Source organism: Paenibacillus sp. FSL R7-0345 (assembly GCF_038595055.1).
Taxonomy (GTDB): Bacteria; Bacillota; Bacilli; order Paenibacillales; family Paenibacillaceae; genus Paenibacillus_AQ.
Window position 1 is genome coordinate 2,204,821 of the sequence record NZ_CP152002.1, and the last position, 25,921, is coordinate 2,230,741.

The window sequence follows — 25,921 nt, forward strand, 5'->3', positions numbered from 1 at the left end:
AATATTAAAGGAGCGGATACAAATGGCGTTAACCTTGTTCAAAAATGGGAATCTGAGCGCGGCCGGCTACTCCGGGGAGGATGCTGTACTGGTGGAGGACGGCTTTATCCGGGCCATTGGTAAAAGCAGTGAGCTGTCCCTCCAGCTGTCCGGACGGGGTGCGCAGGTTATTGACTGGGACGGCGGCCAGGTCCTGCCAGGTCTGGTTGATGCGCATGTGCATCTGGGCATGCATGGCATGAAGCTGGACATGCTGGATTTCACGGGTATGGCCTCCAAGGAGGAGATGCTGCGGGCGATCAGGGAGCGGGCGGCGGTTACACCGCCGGGGGAATGGATTCTCGGCCTCAACTGGAACGAGAATGAGTTCATTCCTGCCGCCGCTCCGCACATCTCAGAGCTTGATGCAGTGACGCAGCAGCATCCGGTGTTCCTGACCCGGACCTGCTTCCACGCTTTTCTGGGCAACAGCGAGGCGTTCCGGCTTGCAGGCGTCACGGCTTCCACGCCTGACTTTGCCTCCGGCGCTTACGGCCGCGACAGCGGCGGAGAGCTGAACGGCTGGATCTACGAGGACGCCGTCCAGCCGTTCAACGAGGTGCAGCCGGCCCCGGATTATGCCGTCCTGAAACAGGCGGTGCGCCGCGGCATTACGGACGCGCTTTCGCTGGGGCTGACTGCGGTCCATACCGAGGACCTGCGTCTCTTGGGCAGCGTAGGGACGATGCTGCGCATTCACCGCGAGCTGCGCGAAGAAGGGCTGCTGTTCCGTACCCATCAGCTGCTCTACTATGCCTATCTGCAGGAAGTGGAGCAGCTGGGGCTGGCCGCAGGCAGCGGGGATGAATGGCTGCGGCTTGGCGCAGTCAAGCTGTTCGCTGACGGAGCGATCGGCGGGCGGACGGCTCTGCTGGAGCAGCCTTACAGCGATGCGCCTGAAACCTCAGGCATCGCGATCCATTCCCGGCAGGGGCTGAATGATATCGTCAGCTCAGCCCGCAGGCTGGGGTATCCGGTGGCGGTGCATGCCATCGGCGATGCGGCGGCGCGGGTGACGCTGGCCGCGATGCGGCATGTGCCGCTTGCACCGGACGCGGCGCTCCCGGACCGGTTCATTCACGCCCAGGTGCTGAACAGCAGCCTCGTTCAGCAGATGGCCGCCATGCGGCTGATTGCCGACATTCAGCCGCGGTTTGTCGCGAGCGACTTTCCATGGGTGCTGGACCGGGTCGGCCCTGAGCGGACCGGCCATCTCTACGCATGGAAAAAGCTCCTGGCCGCAGGCATTCCCTGCGCCGGAGGCAGCGATGCCCCGATCGAGCCGCTGAGCCCGTTCCTGGGCATGCATGCGGCTGTTACCCGGTGCAGGCCGGGCGAGCATCACGGGGGTTATCTGCCTGAAGAGAAGCTGAGTCCGCAGGAAGCGCTCCGCCTGTTCACGGAAGGCAGTGCTGCTGCAGCCGGGGAGTCAGCGGAACGGGGGCGTATCGCTCCCGGCTACCGGGCAGATTTTACAGTGACAGACCGTGATATCCTGGGAGATACGGAGGAACTGCTTAAGGTTAAAGCGCGGATGACCGTAATTAACGGTGCTGTGGCTTACAGTGCAGATTAAATAGGATCTGCTTGGCAAAGAGGCATCTATTCCCGATGGAAGCAGAACAAGTTTATGCAACCCATTGAGCGGGTTAAACGTTAATAAGGGTAGTGTATTACAGATCTGCAAACCTAAGGAGGCCGTCAACATGAGACTACAACGTTCTTTACCGGCAGCTGCAGCAGTTGCTGTCCTGATGCTGGCCATTACAGCCTGCGGGGGCCAAAGCCCGGCAGAAGCGCCCGGCGAGCCCTCAGCAACGGTTGCCCCTGTGCAGACAGAAGCCGCGGCAGCCTCGCCTTCCCCGGCGCCTGTGTCAGAGCCCGTGCAGGCCATTCAAGGTACGGGTACCTATATCGGCCAGATTGACAATCATTCCGTGGAGATAGAAACAGAAGAAGGGCCGACTGCCTTTGAACTTGGAGCAGGTACAGAAGAAGCGCCTGCCCTGCTGGAAATGGATGATACAGTGATTATTGAATATGTGGAAAAACCGGTGGAGGGCGATCCCGCCATTGTACAGCGGGTGCTCTCCAGACTGGAGAAGGCTGACGGGGGGGAAGCTTCTTCCGGAGAAGCCTTGCCGTCAACCAGGGTATTCAAGCTTACCCTGGAAGGCATGGAGGAGGAGAAAGCGGCAGCGCTGGCGGAAGGAGACGGCTATTCCCTTTATGTCTTTGATATCTTTACCTTTGATCGGGCCGCAGGCAGGCTGGCAATGAAGGTCGATCCGGGTTATTATGCTGACATTACCAAGCTGCCTTCCGATTTCAACCTCGATGCGCTGGAAGCTGAAGGACGCGAGGCGCTTTCGGCTGTTGGCGAGGTTATCAACCTGAGCCAGGATGAGCGGGAGCAATGGATGTCCGGCGTGAGGCTGTACCTTACAGCGATGGGCCCGGGACTAACCGACCAGTATATCGTAAAGGAGGTTGACGGCCAAGGCTATATCATCCGGCTGAACATCCCGCAGCGTGAAGCTTCGGAAGGGTTCGGGCCGCATGTATATGCCTCGCTTGATTCGCTTGTGAACCGTTAACAGCCAGATAACGCAACAAGAGCCGCTGCGGTTTCATCCGCTGCGGCTCTTTTCTGCACTTATGGAACAGGGTTAACGATCAGGCTCCCGCGTTCACCAGCACGGTAGCAATCAACAGCATGAACAGAATCAGAATCACCGCATTGATAACGGTACCGATAATGGCAAATACTTTTTTGCGTCTGCGGAGGGTAAGTCCGATAATGCCGGTAACGGCACCAATGACATTAACAGCAGCCAGAATCAACACAGTCAATCCGAGCAGCATGATAGCCTGCGAAGAGTCGTTGATAACATCATTACTGCCGCTGAGGATTGTAGTAGCCTGCATGCCTGCATAGACAAAGGAAATGGCATAGCCGATTACAGTAACCAGGGCAATGATGAACGAGGCGATGCCGGGTCCGGAATGCTTGTAGTCGCGTTTGTTCTCCTGAAACACATATTCTGGTTCTGTTTCTGCCGGCATACCTGCGGCGTTCAGCGGTGTATCCGGCGGATATGCCGGCTGGTCTGTTTTGGACGGGTAATTGGATTCCATACTTAGCACTCCTTGTGATGGGATGAATACTTTATAGTTCCACTTTTTCACAATACAGCTGTAAAAGCAAGAATTAACCGCGAATAATCCGGAAGTCTCCCGAGCTGGAATTCACAGGCATCCATAAGTTAAGATAAGGTGAGCTTAATGAAGAGGAGTTGTGACTGCAATGCAGCGAAAATTTATGGCCTGGGGAGCCCTGCTGGCCATGCTCTCGGTAATGATTGGCGCCTTCGGCGCTCATATGCTGAAAAGTGTAATCAGCAGCGAGCATCTGGCAGTTTACGAGACAGGTGTTCATTATCACATGGCTCATGCCATTGGCCTTCTTGTTATTGCCGTGCTGATCGGCCAATGGGGAGAGAGTACCCGGCTGCGCTGGGCGGGCTGGCTGCTTATCGCGGGAATCGTCCTGTTCTCCGGCAGCTTGTACGTGCTCAGTATTTCCGGTATCAGCATCCTGGGGGCTATTACCCCTTTAGGCGGCGTATGCTTCATCGCCGGATGGGTCAGTCTGGCCTGGGAAGCCCTGTCCCGCAAGGGCTAATCCCGGCAGCTGACTCCAACAGCGCAAAAAAAAAGCACCTGCCCGTACACTGATTCGCGGGAGGTGCTTTTTTTTGCAGTTTGCTGTAAAGAATACCCTTACACAAATTCATCAATTTCATAAATTTTAAAGGTATACACTTGTTTTTCGTCGACATGATAGACGCTGATCGTAGAGGCGGCTTCATCGAAATTTAGAATCCGGCAGGGCATGGATACCTGCTTGCCGGGCCTGTTTGTCCTTAAACGGACCAGCTGGTTATTCTGAATGTATTGCCTGATCTTGGCAAAAGCATCTTCAGAGGCTGGCTTAACCGGGCTTGGTTTCTCGGCCTTTTCAATCACAGCTTTCTCCGCTACGGTTTTCTCAAGCGCCGGCTTCAACGGCAATTTGAATGGAACCGGCTGCGGAGTCTCCTGATTTAAAGCGGCTTTGGCTGAGCGGAGGAGCGCATCAATGCTTCTTCCCAGCTCAAGACCCGAAACGATTTTAAAGTCCGTAACCTTATCGCTGTTGCTGTTCAGCATTTCCAGCAGATATTGCAGAGCAAGCGGGTTGGTACGGGCGTTAATCAGGATGTCGACGTTAAACAAATAATTACCGTCCGTATTTTGCAGTTTCTTGTCCATAAATCCCCCAGCTTTTTCATCAAATCAATTCGTAAGCCAAGTAAAACTATACCACTAAACCTCTAATAAGCATACCCTTGTTTGTCTAAATGAAAGAGCAGAAAATCGTGGATTTTATAGGCCGTTTGGTCCATACGTCCACACCGTGTCCCGGCGCGGTGCATACACATACATCGTAAATGTGATAATAAGGAGGAAATGCAAAGTGGTGACATTGGAGCCTGTTCAAGTAGGCGGTCATACGCTGGTCGGAGTCGAAGTAAAGCTGCCCAAAACAACTCTGCTTACCGTAAGCACAGACCGGGGATATATTATGTGCGGAGCACTCGATGTAGGACTGCTTAATGAAAGGCTGGGTGAGCGGAAGATTATTGCGGCCAGAGCGGTAGGTGTGCGTACGCTTGCTCAACTGCTTGCTGCTCCGCTTGAGTCCGTTACTATAGAAGCTGAGAAGCTGGGGATCGTTCCGGGAATGACCGGGGAAGAAGCCCTGCTGCTGATGATGTAGGCATAACCGTTTACCTTTGATAAAAGCTTTAGAGGGGCCGTTCCGGCCCCTTTTATTCTGCCTTGTCCATAAGCGGATAAGGCTGCGTTACATGGTCATCCTACATAGAGGAAAAAGCCTGTTTCTGACCCCGGCCAGCCAAGTACAGCGGGGCTCCATTTGTTTCGTACCTGACAATCAAGGGTACAATGAATATAGACAACTGCTGCCGGAAGGTGAACATGCAGCCGGCAAATATTATGGACAAGGATGGGATTATCAATGGCTAAAGCAACCAACAAAGTCGAGACAACTTCACTGGAGCAAGTACTTAACCGCCAGGTGGCTAACCTGAACATTCTTTATGTTAAGATCCATAATTACCACTGGTATGTAAAGGGGGAGCAATTCTTCTCCCTGCATGTGAAATTCGAAGAGCTGTATGATGATGTTACCCTCAAAATGGACGAAGTGGCTGAACGGCTGCTCAGCATTAAAGGCCGTCCTGCCGCAACGATGAAAGAATATCTGGAAATCGGCACGATTCAGGAAGCTACAGGCAAAGAAGACACCCGCAGCATGGTGCAGACCCTGATCGAGGACTTCGCGACTGTATCGGAAGAGCTGACTGAGGGCATTGAGCTGGCCGAGGAGAGCAGTGATCAGCCGACAGCAGACCTGTTCATCAAGATCCGCAGCGACTTGGAGAAAAACCAGTGGATGCTCCGCTCCTTCCTGGGCCAATAAGACTGCGAAAGTATAACAGCTGGATAACGGAATAGGGCCTCCCTTGCGGAGGCTTTATTTTTTTGCGGTCAAACGTCATTAATGACGCTAAACGGCTGATTTTTCTGCTGCAGGTGTGATCCAAGCAATTTGTAGACTGCTGCTGCAAGTTATATAATCCATAGTAAACCTCCTGTTAAGTAACCGGAGCCGGAAAGGGGAGACTGCAATTGCATATAAATTCTGTGGCGTTAAAAGAATGGGCATCGGCTGTGCATGCCCTGGCCGGGGGAGATCAGATCATCCTGCTGCGAAAAGGGGGGATTGCGGAAGAAACCCGGCGCTTTGAACTGAAAAGCCATTCCTTCTTTCTTTATCCTACCTACGAGCATCAGCGTGCAGAGCTGCTGAAGGAGCCTTACCGCCCGCTGGTTGCCCAGACTCAGGCTGATGATGCGGCGGGCCGCGGAACTGTACCGCTGATTGCATACGCCGAGGCGGTTGACGATATGGAAGTCCGCGACCTGGAGCAGCTTGAACTGCTGTATCCGTTCCATATCTGGAGCGGGCAGCTTGCCGCTGAGCGCCTGCGCTGGAAGGCCAAGGAGCCGCTGCATGTCCTGCTGCTGCGTGTATATGTGAGCAAAGCTTCGGCAACCATACCGGTGCTGCCGGAATACTCAGGCTGCCGCTCCTGGATCGAGCTGGAGACAGTGCCGCCGAAGCAGCAGTGGAGACCGGTTCTCAGTGATGCCGAATTTGAGCAGCGGAGGCTGGAGATTCTGTCAGCGCTGGGCAGATAACATGCTGTTGTTCTATGTCGGATCACGTAGAACAGCAGTGGAAATTGAAAAGCAGCATTTGTAAAAAGACAGCCTTTGTAATAAAATTAGTGAGAATCATTGATAATCAGTTTGATTCTGTTTATAATCATTACAATATGATATAAAATATAATTGTGCTGGCAATCAGGGAAATCCTGTGACAATACAACTTTCTGATTTCGCAAATTGAATAGTGGAGGGAATATTAATTATGGCAGCAGATTTTGTCATTGAGGGACTGAAAGCGAACATTGAAGGAAAAGAAATTCTGAAGGGGATTAATCTTCAGATGAAGGGCGGAGAAATTCACGCCATCATGGGACCAAACGGTACCGGTAAAAGTACACTGGCTTCAGCACTGATGGGTCATCCCAAGTATGAAGTTACTGAAGGTACAGCCGTTCTTGAAGGTGAAGACCTGCTGGAAATGGCGGTAGACGAGCGTGCCCGCGCCGGCCTGTTCCTGGCTATGCAGTATCCGAGTGAAATTGCCGGAGTAACCAACTCCGACTTCCTGCGCAGCGCAATCAATGCCCGCCGTGAAGAGGGCAATGAAATCTCCCTGATCCGCTTCATCCGTCAGATGGAAGCAAAGATGAAGGAACTGGAGATGAATCCGGAGTTCCTGCACCGCTATCTGAATGAAGGCTTCTCCGGCGGTGAGAAGAAGCGTAATGAGATTCTCCAGATGATGATGCTGGATCCGAAGATCGTCATTCTTGACGAAATCGACTCCGGCCTTGATATTGATGCTTTGAAGATTGTAGCTGAAGGCGTAAATGCCATGAGAAGCCCGGAACGCGGTTTCCTGGTCATTACCCACTATCAGCGCCTGCTTAACTACATCAAGCCTGATTATGTTCATGTCATGATGCAGGGACGGATCGTTAAATCCGGCGGACCTGAGCTGGCTGAACGTCTGGAAGCAGAAGGCTACGAATGGGTTAAAGAAGAGCTTGGCATTGAAGATGAGACTGTAGGACAGGAAGCTTAATCAGAACACCAGGAAGGAGGAAAACCACTTATGACGACGCAAACCATTCTTCCGGTGGATGCCGAGCGGCTCAGCGAACTATCGCAGAGCAGCGGCGAGCCGGGCTGGCTGAAGGACAGCCGCCTGCAGGCGCTGGCGCTGGCAGCCGAACTGGAACTGCCAAAACTGGAGAAGACGCGGATTGACCGCTGGAACGTGAACAACTACGGAAGCTACAAGGCAAGCAAACCGCTTGCTGCACTTAACGAAGCACCTGCAGCGATTGCTGCACTAATTAAGGACCAGGAGGAAGGCAGCCTGATTATTCAGCAGAATTCAGGTGTTGTCTACACCCGCCTGGCACCTGAGCTGGCTGCGCATGGGGTAATCTTCACCGATCTGCAGACAGCTGCCAAAGAGCATGGCGACCTTGTACAGCGTTATCTGCATAAGGCTGTACTGCCGGGCGAGCATTCCATTGCTGCACTGCATGCAGCGCTGTGGAACGGCGGGGTATTCCTCTATGTTCCCAAAAATGTGGTTATCGATACGCCGCTGCAGGCTGTATTGCTTACTGACGATGCCGAAGCTGCATTTGTTCCGCATATTCTGGTCGTTGCTGATACCAACAGCTCTGTTACCTACGTAGACAACTATGTATCCGACAAAGCTGAAGCAGGCCTGCACAACGGCGCAGTTGAAGTGTTTGTCGGCGGCGGTGCTACAGTTCGTTATGCTACAGTACATCAGCTGGGCGTAGACACAACGGATGTTACTTACCGCCGGGCGGTTGTAGAGAATGACGGCACCATTGAATGGATTGTCGGTGAAATGAACTATGGCGATACGGCCAGCGACACCAAGTCGGTGCTCAAAGGCAACGGATCCAGCTCGGATGCCAAAGTCATTGCTGTAGGTACAGGATCCCAGAAACTGAATTACACTACCCAGGCACAGCATTTTGGCAAAAATACGCCAAGTGACATGATCACCCGTGCGGTTATGCGCGATTCAGCCAATTCCATTATTAACGGAATTACCAAGATCGAGAAGGGTGCTACAAGAGCTGACGGCCAGCAGACTGAAAAAGTACTGATGCTGAGCCCGAAAGCGCGCGGAGACGCCAACCCGATCCTGCTCATAGATGAAGATGATGTAACAGCCGGCCATGCCGCTTCCGTAGGACAGGTCAATCCCGAGCAGGTATATTACCTGATGTCCCGCGGAATTACACGGCATGATGCAGAGAAACTTATCATATACGGCTTCCTGGCACCTGTCGTGTCGCAAATTCCACTTGAGGGACTGCGTAATCAGCTCCAATCTCTTGTGGAAAGGAAGTTGGGACAATGATCAGCAGCAATATCCGGGAGCAGTTTCCCATCCTGAACCAGAAGATAAACGGGCATCCGCTCGTTTATCTGGACAGCGCGGCGACTTCACAGAAGCCGCGCCAGGTCATTGAAGCGGTCAAAGCTTACTATGAATGGGATAATTCGAACGTGCACCGCGGTGTTCATACGTTAGGCAGCCGGGCAACCGATGCTTACGAAGGCGCACGGGAGAAGGTAGCAAAATTCATCAACGCCCGCAGCATCAAGGAGATTATATTCACCCGCGGAACAACAACAGGGCTGAATATTGTTGCTTCCTCCTATGGCCCTGCTGCAGTTGGCGAGGGCGATGAGATCGTAATCACCCAGATGGAGCATCACAGTAATTTCATTCCGTGGCAGCAGCTGGCCAAGCGGACAGGGGCTACCCTGAAGTTCATCCCGCTGCAGCAGGACGGAACGGTGACGCTTGCGGACGCGGAATCAACAATTACGGATAAGACCAAGATTGTAGCTATCGCTTACGTTTCCAATGTAATGGGTGTTACGAATCCTGTAAAAGAGATCGCTGCTATTGCCCACCGCCATGGTGCAGTCATTGTAGTGGACGGTGCGCAAAGCACTCCGCACATGAAGGTGGATGTCCAGGATCTGGACTGCGATTTCTATGCCTTTTCCGGCCACAAAATGCTGGCACCGACCGGTATCGGCGCCCTGTACGGCAAGAAATCTTTGCTTGAGGCGATGGAGCCGGTTGAATTCGGCGGTGAGATGATTGATGATGTGGGCCTGTATGACTCGACCTGGAAAGAGCTTCCGTACAAGTTCGAAGGCGGCACACCCATTATTGCCGGTGCTGTCGGTCTTGGAGCCGCTATTGATTTTCTGCAGGAGGTCGGGCTGGATAACATTCATGCTCACGAAATGAAGCTTGCCGCTTATGCGGAACAGAAGCTTTCGGAGATCAGCGACCTGTCGATCTACGGGCCGCGCAACCGCCAGGTGGGTGTAGTCACCTTTAATCTGGGTGATGTCCATCCGCATGATGTGGCTACCGTGCTCGATGCCGAAGGCATCGCGGTGCGGGCCGGACATCATTGCTGCCAGCCGCTGATGCGCTGGCTGCAGGTCAGCTCAACCGCCCGGGCCAGCTTCTATCTCTACAACACGGAAGAAGATGTAGATGCGCTGGTTAAAGGCTTAATCAAGGCAAAGGAGTACTTCTCTTATGAACTTGGATGACCTGTACAGACGCGTTATTATGGATCATTATAAAAATCCCCGGAACCGCGGTTCTTTTGAAGATGATGCACTAAAGATCGAACTGAACAACCCTACCTGCGGCGACCGCATTACGCTGCAGCTCAAAGTAGAAGACGGTATCGTCAAGGATGCCCGCTACAGCGGTGAAGGCTGCTCGATCAGCATGTCGTCTGCTTCCATGATGACGGAAGCAGTCAAAGGACAGACGATTGATCGTGCGCTTGAGCTTGCCGACAGCTTTTCCTCTTTGATGAAGGGTGAAGATGCAGATTTCGGAGACTATGAAGATATAGAGGCCCTGTCCGGTGTAAATAAATTCCCGGCGCGGATCAAATGTGCCACCCTGGCCTGGAACGCGCTGCGTAAAGGAATCGAAACAGAAGAAGGGCACCAACAACATTAGAACAAGGAGGCTGACACCATGGCTAAGAAAGCGCCTGATATGGAAGAGTACCAGTACGGGTTCCGTGATGAGCACAAGTCGATATTTCAGTCTGGTAAAGGACTCACGGAAGAAATCGTCCGCGAAATCTCCGCCATCAAAAATGAGCCGGAGTGGATGCTTAACTTCCGTCTGAAGTCTCTGGAGCAGTTCCGCAAAATGCCGATGCCTAAATGGGGCGGCAATCTGGACGATCTGGATTTCGACGATATTCAATATTATGTAAGACCTTCCGAGAAGCAGGGGAAGACCTGGGAAGAGGTTCCTTCCGAAATCAAGGAAACCTTTGATAAGCTCGGTATTCCGGAAGCGGAACAGAAGTTCCTCGCCGGTGTCTCGGCACAGTATGAATCTGAGGTTGTCTACCACAGCATGCAGAAGGACCTTGAGGATCAGGGCGTTATCTTCACAGATACAGATACCGCGCTGCGCGAGCACCCTGAGCTGTTCAAGAAATTCTTCGGCACGATCATTCCTCCGGCTGACAACAAATTTGCCGCACTTAACAGTGCAGTATGGTCGGGCGGAAGCTTTATCTATGTTCCAAAAGGCGTGAAGTGCGAAGTGCCTCTGCAGGCTTACTTCCGCATCAACTCCGAGAACATGGGACAATTTGAGCGTACCCTGATCCTTGCGGATGAGGACAGCTTCGTGCATTATGTAGAAGGCTGTACAGCACCGATTTACAGCACGAATTCCCTGCATAGCGCAGTTGTTGAGATCCTGTGCATGAAGAACGCCCGCGTTCGTTACACTACGATTCAGAACTGGGCACCAAACATCTACAACCTGGTAACCAAACGTGCGGTAGCCGAAGAAAATGCCACCATGGAATGGGTTGACGGTAACATCGGCTCCAAGCTGACAATGAAATACCCTGCGGTTGTCCTCAAAGGACGCGGAGCCAAAGGTTCGGTATTGTCCATCGCGGTTGCCGGCAAAGACCAGCACCAGGATGCAGGCGCCAAGATGATTCACCTGGCACCTGACACAACATCGACCATCGTTTCCAAATCCATCAGTAAGCACGGCGGCAAGGTAACTTACCGCGGTCTCGCTTCCTTTGGCCGTCAGGCAGAAGGCGCGAAGGCTAACATCAAGTGCGATACGCTGATTCTGGATAACCAGTCTACTTCAGATACCATTCCGTACAACGAGATCATGAATGACAATGTCATTCTTGAGCATGAAGCTACGGTATCGAAGGTATCCGAAGAGCAGCTGTTCTATCTGATGAGCCGCGGCCTGACCGAAGCCGATGCCACTCAGATGATCATCATGGGCTTCATCGAGCCGTTCACCAAAGAGCTGCCGATGGAATACGCCGTTGAAATGAACAGACTGATCAAGTTCGAAATGGAAGGGTCGATCGGCTAAACCTGTGCTTGCAGGTTTAAATGCCTCCACCCCTATGTAATAAAGAAGTGTCCGCTTTGCTCTCGACATTCATATGTCTGAGACGGGCGGACACTTTTTTTGCTTTTCAGTTTTGATTTTTATAAATATGTTAGTGAAATTGCACGGGTACTTTGGCTCCCGGATATTTCGTTGGATTTCAGACATTTAATTATATTGATTTCCTTAATTTTCTATAATTAGCTGGAAAAACGGCGCCTAATTCACGCTGTTTATCGCTCCGGGGACAGTTTTGGCGAAGTTAAGTAGCGTTTTTCCAATTAGTTTACCGATTGTGAGGTTCCCTGCTGAATTAAATGGTGATTTTCCTCTTAGCTCACAGAACATTCTATACCTTCTCCCCCAATGAAGAGTGGGGTCCCAAACCGATAGAATTTAGCAGTTACCTGTCGTGAGATGGGTGATCAGAGCGGGATTTGCCGGAATATTGCCGAGGAAATAACGGTGCTTATATCCATAGGCAGGTGCTTATGCAGCTTTACCCGATATTAGCAAAATAATGATAAGCTATTACTTATGATCATTAGGCTTGAAATAAATACATATCATTATTTTGTAGTATAAGTTGAATTATGCTAAATCTAAATTGAGCAGCATTTGCGAGGAAACGGGAGCAATTAAAGATACGACAGTCATTATAGACCATGTTAAGCCTGATTTAACCGGAAAAAACCTGTAAAATGGTCATTTCTCCCCTTTGCCGCATTAAAACATGGGTGTTAAACTGCATAAAGTCCCTAAATTGAAAGCGCTAATCAATATGGCTTGCGATGTGAGGTTTGCATCGCAAGCCAACTGTATCTTACAGCAAAAGCGCCAAGAGGAGAGGAACGCCAGAGTATGCTTACGGAGCCGGTACTATTTCGGGCAGCCAAGCTTGTGCTTACATAGGGAGTGTTGGTTTACAGAGCCGGGTTTACGCTTACGAAGTAGGCTTTTGCTGCGTAAAGCTTTAAGGAGGAGAGACATGGATGTTCTCAGGCAACTGCGGGGCTTTTACCGGGAGAAGCTGCATTATTTAATTCTTTCGATTATAGCTTTAGCCGCCGCAACTGCAGTGGGGCTTATAACCCCAAACTTACTTAGAAGACTGATTGATGATGTAATTGTTCCGCTGAAGTTTGCCGAGGTGCCGGTGCTGGCACTGAGTGTTGTAGCTGTAGTAATCGTAAAAGCCTGCCTGCAGTTTGCACACGGATTTTTTGGAGGACGGCTGGGTAATTTTCTGGCCTACCGTCTGCGCAACGCCTGTTATGAGAAGCTGCAATTCCTGTCTTTCCGTTATTATGACACCGCCAAGACAGGTGACCTGATGTCCCGGCTGACCGGGGACCTCGAAGCGATCCGTAACTTTATCGGGTTCGGCTTCGCCCAATTGCTGAACGTATTTTTCATGGTGCTGTTCGGCTCTATTATGATGTTCACCATCAATTGGCAGCTTACGCTAGTTACGCTGGTTACTATGCCGTTTCTGGCAGCTGTAGCCTTCAAATTCGAATCGCGGATTCATCCGGCCTTTCAGGAGATGCGGCTTGCCTTGAGCTCCTTGACCACGGCTGTTCAGGAGAATATTACCGGTGTGCGGACAGTCAAATCTTTTGCCAGAGAGGACTATGAGGTTGAGAAGTTCTCGCACCGTAACGAACGTTATAAGGATAACCAGATTTTTGCCGCTGAGCTGTGGAGCAAGTTCTTTCCGGTAATGGAGCTGCTGGCTTCGGTCAGTATTGCGATTCTGCTGGGTGTCGGCGGGACGCTGGTTATTAAAGGAAATATGTCACTGGGTGAGCTGGTAGCCTTCTTCAGTCTGATCTGGTACATCATCGGCCCGGTATGGGGGCTTGGTTTCCATATCAATAACTATACGCAGTCCAAAGCCTCTGGAGAACGGGTGCTCGAGGTACTCAATCAGCGGATTGATGTGCAGGATAAGGCGGATGCCCGTGCGCTGGAATCTTCCGAGGTAAAAGGCGAGGTTATTTTCAACCATGTAACCTTTGCTTACGGCAACAAAATGCCGGCTGTTAAGGATATTCATTTCGAGGCAAAGCCAGGGGCGGTAATCGGCTTCCTCGGCGGAACCGGCTCTGGTAAGTCAACGATTATCCAGCTGATGATGCGTGCTTACGATGTGAATGAGGGCAGTATCACGCTGGATGGTACAGACATCCGTGAGTTCAATGTGCGCAGTCTGCGTTCACAGATTTCAACCGTGTTCCAGGAGACGTTCCTGTTCTCCTCGTCTATCCGTAACAATATTTCCTACGGTCTCAAAAATGTTAGCATGGAGGAAATTATCCGTGCAGCCCAGCTTGCCAAGGCGCATGATTTTATCATGGAGATGCCGGAAGGGTATGATACGGTGGTCGGCGAGCGGGGAATGGGGCTCTCCGGCGGCCAGAAGCAGCGGATTGCCATCGCCAGGGCATTGCTGAAGGATCCGCGGATTCTCATCCTGGATGATGCGACAAGCGCCGTCGATATGGAAACAGAGCATGAGATTCAGGCCGGTTTCCAGGAGGTTATGCGCGGGCGCACCACATTGATTATTGCCCACCGGATTTCCTCGCTGCGTCATGCCGACCAGATCATTGTGATGGATCAGGGGTGCATGGTGCAGAAGGGAACGCATAACGAGCTGATTGAGATTCCGGGACCTTATCAGGATGTATACCGGATTCAATATGCCGATTATCTGGCCAGGACGCAGGATAGAGGGGAGGGAACGGAGCATGGAGCTTGAAAAGAAACAAGCGGCGGGAGGACCTGCCGGCAAACCCGGTAAACCGGGCAAGACTGCCGCGGGGCAGCTCCTGGAAGAACGGTTTGTATACAAGGACGATGACCAGATCGACAAAGCATTTGACTGGAAGCAGTTCACCCGGCTGTTCGGCTACATGAAGCCTTATGCCAGGCAGATGCTGCCGATCGTCTCGGTGCTGATGATTCTGGGTACGATAACCAAGCTGACCGTTCCTTTCTTGACCAGTATGGCCATTGATAAGGCGATTGCACCCAAGGAAGGGAGCCCCAGCTTAACCCTGTTGTATACATTGACGGCGAGCGTAATTGTACTCTATCTGATCCAGTGGATCGCCGGGGTGTACCGGATCAAGTATACCAATGTGATCGGCCAGCGGGTTATTTACGACCTGCGTTCAGATCTGTTCCGGCACATCCAGAAGCTGTCGTTCAACTTCTTTGATAAAAGACCGGCCGGCTCCGTACTGGTACGGGTGACGAATGATATCAACTCCCTGCAGGACCTGTTCACGAACGGGGTTGTCAATCTGATGATTGACTGTGTGCAGCTTGTCGGGATTATGGTCATCCTGCTGCTGATTAACTGGAAGCTCGGACTTGCTGTTATGATTACTGTACCGATTATGTTCTTTGTGTCTACCAAACTGCGTCAGAAAATCCGGATCGCCTGGCAGGATGTGCGGATGAAAAATTCGCGGATCAACTCCCATCTAAATGAGTCGATTCAGGGTATCCGGGTGACTCAGGCGTATACGCAGGAACAGGAGAACATGCATTATTTTGACGCGATGAATATGGATAGCCGTAAATCCTGGAACAGGGCTTCGGCGATGAACCAGGCGTTTGGTCCGATCATCGAGGTTACCGGCGGTATCGGCACCATGATTCTGTTCTGGTTCGGGGCTTACCTGATTCAGTCAGGCGACCTGACCGTGGGTTATCTGGTGGCGTTCAGCACATATGTCAGCAATTTCTGGGACCCGATTAACCGGCTGGGCCAGATGTACAATCAGCTGCTGGTGGCGATGGCTTCTTCTGAGCGTATTTTTGAGTATCTGGATGAGCAGCCTGCGGTTCAGGATAAGCCGGATGCGAAGCCGCTGCCGAAGATCCAGGGGGATATCAGCTTTAAGAATGTTGTATTTGAATATGAAAAAGGTCGTGCGGCGCTCAAGGGTATCTCGCTTAACGTCAAGGCAGGCCAGTCCATTGCGCTTGTCGGGCATACCGGCTCAGGGAAGAGCACCATCATCAACCTGATCGGACGTTTCTATGATATTAAAAGCGGCGAACTGACGATCGACGGCCGGGATGTGCGGGATGTTAAACTGCAGAGCCTGCGTGAGCAGATCGGTATCGTGCTGCAGGATACATTCATTTTCTCGGGTACGATCCGTGATAATATCCGTTTTGGACGGCTGGATGCCACCGACCAGGAAGTTGAAGAGGTCGCCAAAGCGGTGGATGCACATGAATTTATTATGACGCTGCCTAAGGGCTATGAGACCGAGGTAGAGGAACGGGGAAGCGCCTTGTCGATGGGACAGCGCCAGCTGCTCTCCTTTGCCCGGGCACTGCTGGCCGACCCGCGGATTCTGATTCTGGATGAGGCAACAGCCAGCATCGACACCGAGACAGAGATCAAAATTCAGGATGCGCTGAAAATTCTGCTGCAGGGCCGGACCTCCTTCATTGTTGCCCACAGGCTCTCCACGATCCGCCATGCTGATAAAATCGTTGTGCTGGATCACGGTGAAATCAAGGAAGAGGGCAACCATGCCGAGCTTACTGAACGCGATGGTATTTATAACGGATTAATTGAAGCACAATTCCGCTTCCTGTAGCCGTAAACAGCAGCAGCCCGTTCCTGGTTATCAGGTTACGGGCTGCTGTTTTATGTTACTCTGCAAAGGAAGAGGAGGCAGGCAGCTCTCTGCCGTGCAGCCGTTCCCATTCTGTCCAGGGCATAATCTCAAGCTCCGGTCTGGACGCATCCGGCAGCATGGCAATCAGCTCCAGGGAATGGCCGTCCGGATCATCGAAGTAGATCGATACCGCCGGCATGAAGGGGAAGACCAGCAGCTCTTCAACGCTCTCCCCCCGGAAATTCTCGGCCTTGATGCCCAGCCCTTCAAGGTAGGTGCGGGCCCGCAGCATATCCTCCAGCTCTATTCTGAAGGCGAAATGCTGGCGCTGGACGAGCGGAGACGGATAATTCTCCCGTATGCCCAGCATAGCCTCCCCGGGTTGGCCGACCCAGTAAAATTTAGACTTGCGGACAGGGTCGTCAAGCAGCGGAATAATCCCTAGCAGCTGCTCATAAAATGCTGCTGACCGAATATAGCTGTTAACATTAATATGGGTTTCAAAAATGCCAGTAATCATAGTGTTCAACTCCCGGATGCATTATTCCTTTATCGTGCCTTTATCATAAAACATGAGCTTCAGGCTGCTCAAGCCCGCTGCTATTTGCGCCTTTTGGCAGCTTTGCCGCTGCTTTGTACCTCCAGCAGCTGTGCCCGGATCTCCTCCTGCCAGACCGTATCCCCAGTCTGTGCTGCGAGCTGTCCCTCGATGTTCAGACGGCCCATTTCCCAGCAGTATACAGCATTGGCTTGCAGGCAGTGCTGCTGTTCGCTGGTTTCTTCCGGAGTGAGCGGCCGCTTGCTGCTTATAGCATATAGCTCAGCCAGCCGCTGATGAATCAGTAACATACTCCACCTCCGTTATTTTAGCTGTCTTAACAGCCTGGCCAGAGAAACAGGAGTTCAAACAACTGCTATACAAGCCGTCAAATAGGATTGCTTAATGACCTCTATGACACAAAAAAAGAGACTCCAGCTGCCGTCATCTGCTTAGGAGTCTCTTTCCTTATTCCATGTAAATTTCCACTACATTCACATGGCGTTCACGGGACAAATCCAGAAACTTGCTGTCAATCTGAACCAGCGGACGGAAGACATCAAGCGGATTGTTCATAATGATAACACCCGTATCTCCAGTATTGAGCAGCACTTTTTTGTTGATGAAATTAGGCATCAGATGTTCGATAAAGGCCTGTACATGTCTCCCGTTCAGCTTGCCGAAGCTGAGTGAATGAAGCTCCCGCAGGACGGAGAGGAATTCCTGCTTCGACTGGTAGGCCCGCTGTGAGGTCATCGCACTGTATGTGTCCGCAACGGCAGCAATCTGGGCATAAGGATGAATCTCTGCTCTGGTCAGATTGTGCGGATAGCCTGTGCCGTCATCCCGCTCATGATGCTGCAGGGCAATAATTGCCGTTAAAGGGTCATTCATGGAGCTGCGGATAATTTCATTGCCGTATAGGGTATGTAGCTTTACTTCTTCATATTCCTGGGTTGTAAGCTTACCTGGTTTGTGTAGAATAGACGGGGAAATCTGGCAATTACCGATATCGATTAAATATCCGGCCCTTCCGATTTCATAACACTCCTGCTTGGAATAACCGAGCCATGATGCAATATAATAGGATAGCATGCCAACCTGCAGAGAATGGTTATAAGTGTAATTATCTTCCCTGTCCAGCATCATCAGCAGCGTTACTACATCTTTGTGCTGGTCCAGTGCCTGCAGGGTAGGCTGAAGAATATCATCGACCACCGACTGGTTGAAGCTTCCCCGGGTCAATGCTTCCAGATATAAGGATTCAAAGCCTTCAATACTGCTGTCAAAGTTTGCGTTTACAGTCTCAATGACCGAAGAGCTGCCCGAGGGAATGACGGGCTGTTCCCGCATACTCTCGATATCCACATAATCAATGCCGTGTTGTATCAACCGGGTGATTTCCTTTAGCCGGAGGCGCGATCCTTTTCGTAAAATATGTAGGCCTCTCGAACTAAAAGTATCCGACCGCAGATAATCACCTGCTTTAAGGTCCGTGACGTGTACTCTCAATGCTATGCCACCTTACTTATAGTAATTTGTACCCAGCATAGCAACAAAAAAGAAATTATTCAATGGTTTTGCGATAAGGATTACAGGGATTTGTAGTCTTTTGCTTTCGGATCAGAGTCTACCCAGGCTTCACCGGATTCATTGATATCCTTCTTCCATACCGGTACATCAGCTTTCAGCTTTTCAATGGCATAGCGGCTTGCTTCATAACAGATATCACGGTGGGCGGCGGAGACGGCAATAATTACACTGGCCTCCTTAAGTCCTACAAGACCCGTACGGTGTGCAATTGCGCAATGGGCATTCCAGCGGGTCTGGACATCATTGCCGATTTCCTGGAGCTTGGCAAGTGCCATAGGAGTATAGGCTTCATAATGAAGGGCTGTAGTTCTTTGGTCACCGGTCATTTCTCTGGTTGTGCCTACAAATACAAGGGAAGCGCCGTGATTCTTATCCAGCACCTTGTCCAACAGCACTTCTGCATTCAGTGGCTGGCCGGAAATGATGAATAAACCGTCGGCTGTCTCCCCGTCCGTTCCGGCAGGCTCTCCGCCGGATACCGGCGGGATCAGCGCCACTTCGGAATCTGCTGTGACAGGTGTATCATCAGGCGCGTATTCATGGTCAATGGCTACAAGTGATGTGCTGATCTGCGGCGCAGCCTCAGGATAGGAGGCGGCAAGCAGCGCCTTCAGCCCGCCTGCGGTCAGCGGTGCTTCGGGTACCTGATATTTCAGGGTTGATGCGCTGAACAGCTCGGCCAGGCCGGCGAACAGGCGGATGGTAATCTGCATTGTTCATTTCACCTCAGGGTTCTAATAATGATTCCAATATACCATATTGCCCCTGAAAATGTTATGCTAGGGCTACATAAGATTACATGCCTGCCGCTTCTGCCGGAACGGCTTTATAGAAGGAAGGGAACTAGTGCTCATGGAGTCTGCACCGCAAAGACTGACGATACTGCATACCAATGATATACATAGCCACTTTGAGACCATGAGTCCCATTGCTGCCGGAATTGCCGGTCTCAGGGCTGCAGCAGGCGAGGAAGCAGTGCTGCTGGTGGATATCGGTGACCATATGGACCGGGCCGCCGTGGAGACAGAAGGGACAATGGGCCAGGCGAATATAGACATCCTCAATCTGACCGGATATGATGCTGTGACCATCGGTAATAACGAGGGTCTGACTTTTTCGCCGGAAACGCTGGCCGCCATATTCTCTGGACTGCAGTGCCCCGTAGTATGCTGTAATTTTCTTGATGCCGCCACCGGAGAGCCTCCGCATTGGATGAAACGACATGCCATTGTGGAGAAGAACGGCATCAGAATCGGCATAACCGGGGCTACTGCTGCGTTCACTTCCTTCTATGCCCTGCTGGGATGGGAGGTCAGGGACCCCGAGGAAGCGCTGCGTGAGCAGTGCCGTCTGCTGGCACAGCAGGCCGATATCGTCATTGTTCTTTCCCACCTGGGCCTGCCTGCGGATAAGCGGCTTGCCGGGGTGCTGGAGGGCGTGCATGCCATCCTCGGAGGCCACACCCATCATCTGCTGGAACAGCCGCTACTGATTAACGGGACCGCAGTCTGCGGGGCCGGCAAGTTCGGACGTTACCTGGGCCGGCTGCAGTTTGAGCGTTCTGAAGCCGGAGCACCGTTCAGGCTGCTCAGCGGCGGCTGTGTGGAGCTGGATCAGCAGCTTGCCGATGCCATGATAGCTCCGGCGGCTGCAATGCATCTGCAGCAGGGGCATGAGGCACTGGAGGAAACTGTAGCGATTACCGGGCGGGAGCTCCCGGTGGATTGGCTTGGCGAATCACCCTTCGGCAACCTGCTGGCCCAGGCGGTACGCCGGTTTACAGGCACCCGGCTGTCGCTGGTTAATACAGGCCAGCTGCTCGGACCGCTTCCGGAAGGCAATATAACGGCAGGCATGCTGCATGCGCTTTGCCCGTCGCCGATCAACCCGTGCATTATAAAGCTTACGGGCAGAGACATCCGGACAGCCCTTGTGCAGAGCCTGACAGAGGAGTTCTGCATGAAGCCTATTTTCGGTTACGGCTTCAGGGGGAAGGTGCTAGGCAGCCTGGCTGTCGACGGATTAAAAATCTTGTACGATCCTGCAGTGATGCCGTATGATAACAGTGTTGCAGTTTTTGTCGAAGGGAAGCCGCTGGAGGACGAAACAGAATATGAGGTCGGTACCCTGGATATGTTCACTTTCCGTTCCGGCTATGAGAGTATTGCCAGCGGGCGCGATCCGGTGTATCTTGTGCCCCACTTTCTGCGCGATCTGCTGCGGATGGAGCTGCAGCGTCCGGGAAGTCTGGAAGAAAGCTCCGTCATACGCTGGGTAAACACAGCGACTTAATAGCTTTACCTACATAGATACACAGCAGGACAGGCAGTAGCTTTGAAGCAGGGTTTTATTTTTCAAGATCAGGAGGAAGCTATGGATACAATTACAGCAATAATTCTTGCTATAGTAGAAGGAATTACCGAATTTATTCCGGTATCTTCTACCGGGCATATGATCCTTACCACCAAGCTGCTTGGCTTTGATGAGCAGTCGCCGATTATGAAGACGTATGAAATCGTGATTCAGCTCGGCGCCATTCTGGCCATTGCGCTGGTCTACCGCAAGCGGGTGCTGGATCTGCTCGGCATCGGACGGAGCAACCGGGTCAGAGGCGGCGTCATGCCGGCCTCCAGGCTTAATCTGATCCACGTGATTCTCGGAATAGCTCCGGCGCTGGCTGTGGCTTTTTTTGCCCGGGACTTTATTAAAGGCCTGTTTGGAGCGACTACAGTGCTCTGGGCGCTCGTTGCCGGCGGGATTCTGATGATTGTGGCGGAATGGTGGAACAAGCGCAAATCGCGTGTCACGGCGCATGAGCTGGATGATTTGTCCTACGGACAGGCGCTGGCCATCGGTCTTTATCAGATTATTTCGGTGCTCTGGCCGGGATTCTCCCGTTCGGGATCAACGATTTCAGGCGGTATGCTGAGCGGGGTAAGCTACAAGGCGTCTGCCGACTTTTCCTTCCTCATTGCCATACCGATTATGTGCGCCGCATCCGGTTATGAGCTGCTGGATTCTTACAAATATTTCACGAAGGATACCATTTGGGATTTCGCGATCGGCTTTGTGATTGCTTTTGTGGTCGCTTATGTGGTGGTGGTATTGTTCATGAAGCTGATCCAGAAGATCAGACCGACGCATTTTGCCATTTACCGCTTTATACTGGCAGCTGTTTTCTGGCTGTTTATTATGCGTTAATCCGGGTTCGTGAAGATAACGGTATAGACACAGGGTGCAATTGTAGCTTTAGAAACATAAACAGTAATTTACCGTTAAAGGCAGGAGTGAGCCAAAGGTGCGTTTAGTATCCGTGAATCGGCTTCAGGCGGGGATGAAGCTCGGCAAAAAGATTTATAATGATGAAGGACTGGTTCTGCTCGCTGACGGGATAGAACTAACGGATGCGTTAATTAAGCGGCTGGCTAAGATCGACATCGGCTATGTTTATATAAAAGACGCTGACACAGATGATGTCGTAATTACCACAATGCTGCATGATGAAACGCGCAACCAGGCGCTCAAAGTAATCCGCAACCAGTTCCAGGAGATGTCCACCACATCAAGCATTACCAAAGGCTTTTATCATCTGGACAAAAAGTTCTCCAAGGTCATGGATTCCATACTGGATGATATGATCTCCCAGGAAGATCCGATGATTATGCTGGCCGATATGCACACGGCAGATAATTACCTGTATGTTCACTCGCTTAACGTATGTCTCTATACACTGGTGCTTGGCATTGCTCATGGTTACAGCAGGGAAGAGCTGCGGGTGATTGGTCTCGGCTCGCTGCTGCATGACATTGGCAAAACCCAGATTCCGGTCAAAATCGTCCAGAAGCCCGGGATGCTGAGCGACGAGGAATTCCGCCATATGCAGGCCCATACGGAAATCGGCTACCGGATTCTCAAGGATGAGCCGAACATCCCGCTGCTGGCTGCACACTGCGCACTGCAGCATCATGAGCGTATTGACGGCTCGGGCTATCCGCGCGGGCTGACCGGTCCGCAGATTCATGAATATGCCAAATGGCTGGGTGTCGCTGATTCTTATGATGCAATGACCTCTAACCGGATCTACAAAAAGGCGATGCTGCCCCATCAGGCGGTTGAAGCGCTGTATGTCGGCTCCGGTACATTATATGAGCAGAAGCAGCTGGAGCTGTTCCGGGACCGCGTGGCGATCTATCCGCTCGGACTGACAGTCAAGCTGAGTACAGGTGAAAGCGGCGTTGTGGTCAAGATTGATCCCAGCATCCCGCACAGGCCCGTAGTACGGGTGTTTACAGGTCAGGACGGGGAAAAGGTTACGCCGTATGAGCTTGATCTGGGTACGGCGCTATCCGTAGTCATTTCCGATGTCACGGACAATGACGGGCAATCCGGGCCTGATTGAAGGACCGAAATGGCAGCAGGAGGCTTCGCATGAAGCGCCCTGCCTCTTAGCAGCGAGGAGCGAATAACGGGCAGCCGCAGCATTGCGGCCTGATCATGCCTGCTATCGTCCCGCTGTTTTTCGTTAGCAGCGGTTTTAGGGGTGACCCGGCTTCCGGAGTTTCAGAGTGTGCAGGTTTTTAGCCGGGCGTGGTATGATAAAGGGTAAGTTGCCTATCTTTTTCATTTATTTGGGTTAATAATAAGGAATACGCATTAAAGGAGCAAGCAAAAATGAATATATTAGAACCTTCATCAAGAACAATAAGGGAACTGTCGCCAAGCTATGATCCGTGGGATCCGATTACCTCACTGCGCCAGCATGGACGGCATGTATTGACCAGTGTGGAGATGACGGTTACCAATCTGTGCAATATGCGCTGTGAGCACTGTGCGGTCGGCGATAGCCTGACTATGAAGGAAGGGGACATGCTGCCGCTTTCGAACATGCTGAAACGTCTGGACGAAGTGGAGCATCTGCAGACCATCAGTATTACCGGAGGGGAGCCGATGTTTCGGGCTTCTACGGTAGATAATATGATTGTGCCGCTGCTGAAGTACGCGCATGAACGGGGTATCCGTTCACAGATCAATTCCAATTTGACCATGCCGTATGCCCGGTACGAGAAGCTGCTGCCTTACCTGGACGTTATGCATATCTCGTTCAACTATGTGAACGGCGATGACTTCCATGAGGTAGGCTTTGCGAACAGCGGGCATCCTGTCGCCAGGGAAGCGGCATACCGGCTGTATGAGACGATGATTGATAATTCGCGCCGGCTCAGTGAGGACGGGATGCTGATCTCGGCAGAATCCATGATCAATTACCGGACTCATAATAAGCTGCCGCAAATTCATAAGCTGATTGGTGACATGGGAGCGAAACGGCATGAGGTACATCCGATGTACGCGTCGAGCTTTGCCGCTTCATTGCCGGTATTATCGCTGAAGGAGATGAGCGATGCGATTCATTCCCTGCTGGATGCCCGTGATCCGGAGATGTGGATGCTGTTCGGCACGCTTCCGTTTTTTGCCTGCAGCTCGCTTGAAGAGGATCAGAAGCTGCTGCGCAGACTGCGGACAGAAAAGAATGTGACACTGCGCAATGATCCTGACGGACGGAACAGGGTAAATGTGAACATGTTTACCGGCGATGTGTTTGTAACGGATTTTGCCGATATTTCGGCATTTGGCAACATTGGTACAAGCAGGCTGGATGATATCTTCGCCGACTGGCAGAACAGTCATCCGCTGAACCAGAAGGTGAACTGCTTCTGTGACGCTGCAGGCTGCTGCGGACCCAATCTGCTGGTTGCAGATATGTACTATCCAAAGGTCGATTTCAAATCCAGAAAGGCGATCACTCTGTAGAATCGAGGCGTTGTTATTGTGCATACGGAATTTGATATAGGAAGCTTACTGCTTAATCTGTTGATTGTTCTGGTGCTTGTCTTGTTAAACGGTATCTTTGTTGCAGCAGAATTCTCGCTGGTAAAGGTCAGACAATCCCGTCTGACCCAGCTGGTGAGTGAAGGGAATAAAATGGCCGGATATGCGCTGAAGGTTAACAAGAAGCTCGATGCATACCTGTCCGCCACCCAGTTCGGAATTACGCTGGCCTCACTCGGACTCGGCTGGATCGGGGAGCCGGCGATTTCGGAGCTGCTGGTTGAGCCGCTGATGTTTCAGCTCGGGGTTACCGACCATACATTAATCTCTACGGTGTCCGTGGTCATCGGATTTTCCATTATTACTTTTTTACATATTGTACTTGGGGAGCTTGCCCCGAAATCCCTGGCTATTCAAAAAACGGAAGGCTCTGCGCTGCTGCTGTCGGCACCGCTGATGTTCTTTTACAATCTGTTCCTTCCGTTCATCTGGATTCTGAATGCCTCGGCAAATGCGCTTCTGAGACTGGTTGGCGTAGAGCCGGCCAGTGAAGCCGAAGCTGCCCACTCAGAGGAAGAAATCCGCATTCTGATGAACCAGAGTGCGAAAAGCGGGGTCATTGATCAGGATGAGATGAAGCTGATGGATAATATTTTTGAATTCTCGGATTTGCTGGCCCGTGAGGTCATGCTGCCGCGCACCGATATGGATGTGCTATACAGCAATCTTTCGGTGGAAGAGAATATGCGGATTATTACGGACACCAAGCATTCCCGGTATCCTGTAGCCAATGAGGATAAAGACCGGATTATCGGCTTTGTTCACATTACCGACCTGCTGTTCGCTCCGCTGGATCAGCAGAATGATCTGGCATCGCTGGTACGCCCGATCCTGAATGTTCCGGAATCGATGGAGATCAGCCATGCGCTGCGGCTGATGCAGAAGAACAAAGCCCAGCTGACGCTGGTGGTCGATGAATACGGCGGAACGGCCGGTCTGCTGACTGCCGAGGATATTCTTGAAGAAATCGTCGGCGATCTGCATGACGAGTTCGAGAATGAGCGCCCGGATGTTGAGCAGAGCGGGGAATATATCTCGGTCGACGGGCGGATGCTCATTGAGGATGTCAATGACCTGACCGGAGTCATCATTGAAGATGAAGAGGTTGATTCCATTGGTGGCTGGCTGTTCAAGGAGCTGGAGGGAAACCCGTCGAAAGGTAAAAGCATTGTTGTTGGCGATGTGAGCTTTGAGGTGGAGGAGTCGACCCGCCTGCGTATTACAAGAATCAACATCCACCGGAAGAATCCGCCGGAGTCGGAAGAGACAGACGGCGCTGGTGAGGAGGACAAGGAATAGCGAAGCCTCGGGATGAAGCTGGAGCCCATGGAATAAACCGTACTGCTGCACTCAGGTCTTTGACCAGATGCGGCGGTGCGGTTTATTTTGCGTATGCGTTCTGATTGAGTGGTGTAGCATCATAAAATAGCTACGGAGATAATAGCAGGAATAAGCTAT

The 25,921-nt window shown here is 51.8% G+C and carries 24 protein-coding genes; 18 read left to right on the plus strand and 6 right to left on the minus strand.

The window, feature by feature from the left end; all coding sequences use genetic code 11:
• Positions 1–22 precede the first annotated feature (22 nt).
• Entirely contained in the window at positions 23–1,615 is a 1,593-nt protein-coding gene (locus tag NST84_RS09140; protein ID WP_342565281.1) for an amidohydrolase, read from the plus strand.
• A 130-nt stretch (positions 1,616–1,745) separates the two neighbouring features.
• Positions 1,746–2,636, plus strand: coding sequence for a hypothetical protein (locus NST84_RS09145; RefSeq protein ID WP_342565282.1), 891 nt, complete (start codon positions 1,746–1,748; stop codon positions 2,634–2,636).
• Between the two features lie 79 nt (positions 2,637–2,715).
• Here NST84_RS09145 and NST84_RS09150 read toward each other — a convergent pair whose 3' ends face one another.
• The gene (locus tag NST84_RS09150; RefSeq protein WP_342565283.1) at positions 2,716–3,177 is read right to left on the minus strand and encodes a hypothetical protein; all 462 of its coding nucleotides are present in this window, start codon (positions 3,175–3,177) and stop codon (positions 2,716–2,718) included.
• Between the two features lie 169 nt (positions 3,178–3,346).
• Between NST84_RS09150 and NST84_RS09155 the strand changes: the two genes are divergently transcribed.
• The gene (locus tag NST84_RS09155) at positions 3,347–3,724 is read left to right on the plus strand and encodes a DUF423 domain-containing protein (protein ID WP_342565284.1); all 378 of its coding nucleotides are present in this window, start codon (positions 3,347–3,349) and stop codon (positions 3,722–3,724) included.
• A gap of 98 nt (positions 3,725–3,822) precedes the next feature.
• Here the strand turns inward: NST84_RS09155 and NST84_RS09160 are convergent, their stop codons facing one another.
• Entirely contained in the window at positions 3,823–4,353 is a 531-nt protein-coding gene (locus NST84_RS09160) for a hypothetical protein (RefSeq protein ID WP_342565285.1), read from the minus strand.
• 205 nt (positions 4,354–4,558) lie between these two features.
• On the opposite strand from NST84_RS09160, the gene NST84_RS09165 reads away from it, so the two are divergent.
• The 10 genes from NST84_RS09165 to NST84_RS09210 all read left to right on the plus strand — a co-directional run bounded on the left by NST84_RS09165 (position 4,559) and on the right by NST84_RS09210 (position 16,425).
• Positions 4,559–4,861 carry a DUF1805 domain-containing protein gene (locus NST84_RS09165; RefSeq protein ID WP_342565286.1) on the plus strand — a complete coding sequence of 101 codons (303 nt, stop codon included), beginning with the start codon at positions 4,559–4,561 and terminating at the stop codon, positions 4,859–4,861.
• Between the two features lie 261 nt (positions 4,862–5,122).
• Positions 5,123–5,587: a Dps family protein gene (locus NST84_RS09170; protein WP_342565287.1), complete on the plus strand. Its 465-nt coding sequence runs from the start codon at positions 5,123–5,125 to the stop codon at positions 5,585–5,587.
• Between the two features lie 224 nt (positions 5,588–5,811).
• A complete protein-coding gene (locus tag NST84_RS09175) occupies positions 5,812–6,369 on the plus strand; it encodes a DUF1802 family protein (RefSeq protein WP_342565288.1) in 558 nt (185 codons plus the stop codon).
• A 232-nt stretch (positions 6,370–6,601) separates the two neighbouring features.
• Positions 6,602–7,384 (plus strand): Fe-S cluster assembly ATPase SufC, encoded by a 783-nt coding sequence (sufC, locus tag NST84_RS09180; protein WP_342565289.1) that lies wholly within the window; start codon positions 6,602–6,604, stop codon positions 7,382–7,384.
• A gap of 30 nt (positions 7,385–7,414) precedes the next feature.
• Positions 7,415–8,716 carry a Fe-S cluster assembly protein SufD gene (gene sufD / locus NST84_RS09185; protein ID WP_342565290.1) on the plus strand — a complete coding sequence of 434 codons (1,302 nt, stop codon included), beginning with the start codon at positions 7,415–7,417 and terminating at the stop codon, positions 8,714–8,716.
• A complete protein-coding gene (locus tag NST84_RS09190) occupies positions 8,713–9,939 on the plus strand; it encodes a cysteine desulfurase (protein ID WP_342565291.1) in 1,227 nt (408 codons plus the stop codon). Before sufD ends, NST84_RS09190 begins: the two co-directional genes overlap by 4 nt.
• Entirely contained in the window at positions 9,926–10,363 is a 438-nt protein-coding gene (sufU, locus tag NST84_RS09195) for a Fe-S cluster assembly sulfur transfer protein SufU (protein ID WP_342565292.1), read from the plus strand. Before NST84_RS09190 ends, sufU begins: the two co-directional genes overlap by 14 nt.
• A gap of 18 nt (positions 10,364–10,381) precedes the next feature.
• On the plus strand, positions 10,382–11,779 hold the full coding sequence (gene sufB / locus NST84_RS09200; RefSeq protein ID WP_039871626.1) for a Fe-S cluster assembly protein SufB: 1,398 nt from the start codon (positions 10,382–10,384) through the stop codon (positions 11,777–11,779).
• 1,006 nt (positions 11,780–12,785) lie between these two features.
• Entirely contained in the window at positions 12,786–14,561 is a 1,776-nt protein-coding gene (locus NST84_RS09205) for an ABC transporter ATP-binding protein (protein ID WP_342565293.1), read from the plus strand.
• Positions 14,551–16,425, plus strand: a complete 1,875-nt coding sequence (locus NST84_RS09210) for an ABC transporter ATP-binding protein (protein ID WP_342565294.1) — start codon at positions 14,551–14,553, stop codon at positions 16,423–16,425. Before NST84_RS09205 ends, NST84_RS09210 begins: the two co-directional genes overlap by 11 nt.
• Positions 16,426–16,480: 55 nt before the next feature.
• Here the strand turns inward: NST84_RS09210 and NST84_RS09215 are convergent, their stop codons facing one another.
• The 4 genes from NST84_RS09215 to NST84_RS09230 form a co-directional block, all read right to left on the minus strand.
• Entirely contained in the window at positions 16,481–16,966 is a 486-nt protein-coding gene (locus NST84_RS09215; RefSeq protein WP_342565295.1) for a VOC family protein, read from the minus strand.
• Positions 16,967–17,046: 80 nt separating this feature from the next.
• Complete coding sequence (locus NST84_RS09220; protein ID WP_342565296.1) at positions 17,047–17,295, minus strand: hypothetical protein; 249 nt, start codon at positions 17,293–17,295, stop codon at positions 17,047–17,049.
• Positions 17,296–17,452: 157 nt separating this feature from the next.
• Positions 17,453–18,496: an HD-GYP domain-containing protein gene (locus NST84_RS09225; RefSeq protein WP_342565297.1), complete on the minus strand. Its 1,044-nt coding sequence runs from the start codon at positions 18,494–18,496 to the stop codon at positions 17,453–17,455.
• An 80-nt stretch (positions 18,497–18,576) separates the two neighbouring features.
• Entirely contained in the window at positions 18,577–19,290 is a 714-nt protein-coding gene (locus NST84_RS09230; protein ID WP_342565298.1) for a molybdenum cofactor biosynthesis protein MoaE, read from the minus strand.
• A 139-nt stretch (positions 19,291–19,429) separates the two neighbouring features.
• Between NST84_RS09230 and NST84_RS09235 the strand changes: the two genes are divergently transcribed.
• From NST84_RS09235 to NST84_RS09255, 5 genes are all read left to right on the plus strand, one after another.
• A complete protein-coding gene (locus NST84_RS09235; RefSeq protein ID WP_342566382.1) occupies positions 19,430–20,869 on the plus strand; it encodes a bifunctional UDP-sugar hydrolase/5'-nucleotidase in 1,440 nt (479 codons plus the stop codon).
• 81 nt (positions 20,870–20,950) lie between these two features.
• A complete protein-coding gene (locus NST84_RS09240) occupies positions 20,951–21,778 on the plus strand; it encodes an undecaprenyl-diphosphate phosphatase (protein WP_342565299.1) in 828 nt (275 codons plus the stop codon).
• Positions 21,779–21,875: 97 nt separating this feature from the next.
• Positions 21,876–22,976, plus strand: a complete 1,101-nt coding sequence (locus NST84_RS09245; protein ID WP_342565300.1) for an HD-GYP domain-containing protein — start codon at positions 21,876–21,878, stop codon at positions 22,974–22,976.
• 272 nt (positions 22,977–23,248) lie between these two features.
• Positions 23,249–24,385, plus strand: coding sequence for a radical SAM/CxCxxxxC motif protein YfkAB (gene yfkAB, locus NST84_RS09250; RefSeq protein ID WP_342565301.1), 1,137 nt, complete (start codon positions 23,249–23,251; stop codon positions 24,383–24,385).
• 18 nt (positions 24,386–24,403) lie between these two features.
• Positions 24,404–25,762, plus strand: coding sequence for a hemolysin family protein (locus NST84_RS09255; protein WP_342565302.1), 1,359 nt, complete (start codon positions 24,404–24,406; stop codon positions 25,760–25,762).
• The last annotated feature ends 159 nt before the right edge of the window (positions 25,763–25,921 follow it).

Bases quoted from the DNA above. Each gene is read 5' to 3' on its own strand.
- sufD (WP_342565290.1), top strand. From the start codon at position 7,415: ATGACGACGCAAACCATTCTTCCGGTGGATGCCGAGCGGCTCAGCGAA.
- NST84_RS09205 (WP_342565293.1), top strand. From the start codon at position 12,786: ATGGATGTTCTCAGGCAACTGCGGGGCTTTTACCGGGAGAAGCTGCAT.
- NST84_RS09235 (WP_342566382.1), top strand. From the start codon at position 19,430: ATGGAGTCTGCACCGCAAAGACTGACGATACTGCATACCAATGATATA.
- sufU (WP_342565292.1), top strand. From the start codon at position 9,926: ATGAACTTGGATGACCTGTACAGACGCGTTATTATGGATCATTATAAA.
- sufB (WP_039871626.1), top strand. From the start codon at position 10,382: ATGGCTAAGAAAGCGCCTGATATGGAAGAGTACCAGTACGGGTTCCGT.
- NST84_RS09150 (WP_342565283.1), bottom strand. From the start codon at position 3,177: ATGGAATCCAATTACCCGTCCAAAACAGACCAGCCGGCATATCCGCCG.
- NST84_RS09140 (WP_342565281.1), top strand. From the start codon at position 23: ATGGCGTTAACCTTGTTCAAAAATGGGAATCTGAGCGCGGCCGGCTAC.
- sufC (WP_342565289.1), top strand. From the start codon at position 6,602: ATGGCAGCAGATTTTGTCATTGAGGGACTGAAAGCGAACATTGAAGGA.
- NST84_RS09220 (WP_342565296.1), bottom strand. From the start codon at position 17,295: ATGTTACTGATTCATCAGCGGCTGGCTGAGCTATATGCTATAAGCAGC.
- NST84_RS09215 (WP_342565295.1), bottom strand. From the start codon at position 16,966: ATGATTACTGGCATTTTTGAAACCCATATTAATGTTAACAGCTATATT.
- NST84_RS09170 (WP_342565287.1), top strand. From the start codon at position 5,123: ATGGCTAAAGCAACCAACAAAGTCGAGACAACTTCACTGGAGCAAGTA.
- NST84_RS09190 (WP_342565291.1), top strand. From the start codon at position 8,713: ATGATCAGCAGCAATATCCGGGAGCAGTTTCCCATCCTGAACCAGAAG.
- NST84_RS09230 (WP_342565298.1), bottom strand. From the start codon at position 19,290: ATGCAGATTACCATCCGCCTGTTCGCCGGCCTGGCCGAGCTGTTCAGC.
- NST84_RS09160 (WP_342565285.1), bottom strand. From the start codon at position 4,353: ATGGACAAGAAACTGCAAAATACGGACGGTAATTATTTGTTTAACGTC.
- NST84_RS09155 (WP_342565284.1), top strand. From the start codon at position 3,347: ATGCAGCGAAAATTTATGGCCTGGGGAGCCCTGCTGGCCATGCTCTCG.
- NST84_RS09145 (WP_342565282.1), top strand. From the start codon at position 1,746: ATGAGACTACAACGTTCTTTACCGGCAGCTGCAGCAGTTGCTGTCCTG.
- NST84_RS09240 (WP_342565299.1), top strand. From the start codon at position 20,951: ATGGATACAATTACAGCAATAATTCTTGCTATAGTAGAAGGAATTACC.
- NST84_RS09210 (WP_342565294.1), top strand. From the start codon at position 14,551: ATGGAGCTTGAAAAGAAACAAGCGGCGGGAGGACCTGCCGGCAAACCC.
- yfkAB (WP_342565301.1), top strand. From the start codon at position 23,249: ATGAATATATTAGAACCTTCATCAAGAACAATAAGGGAACTGTCGCCA.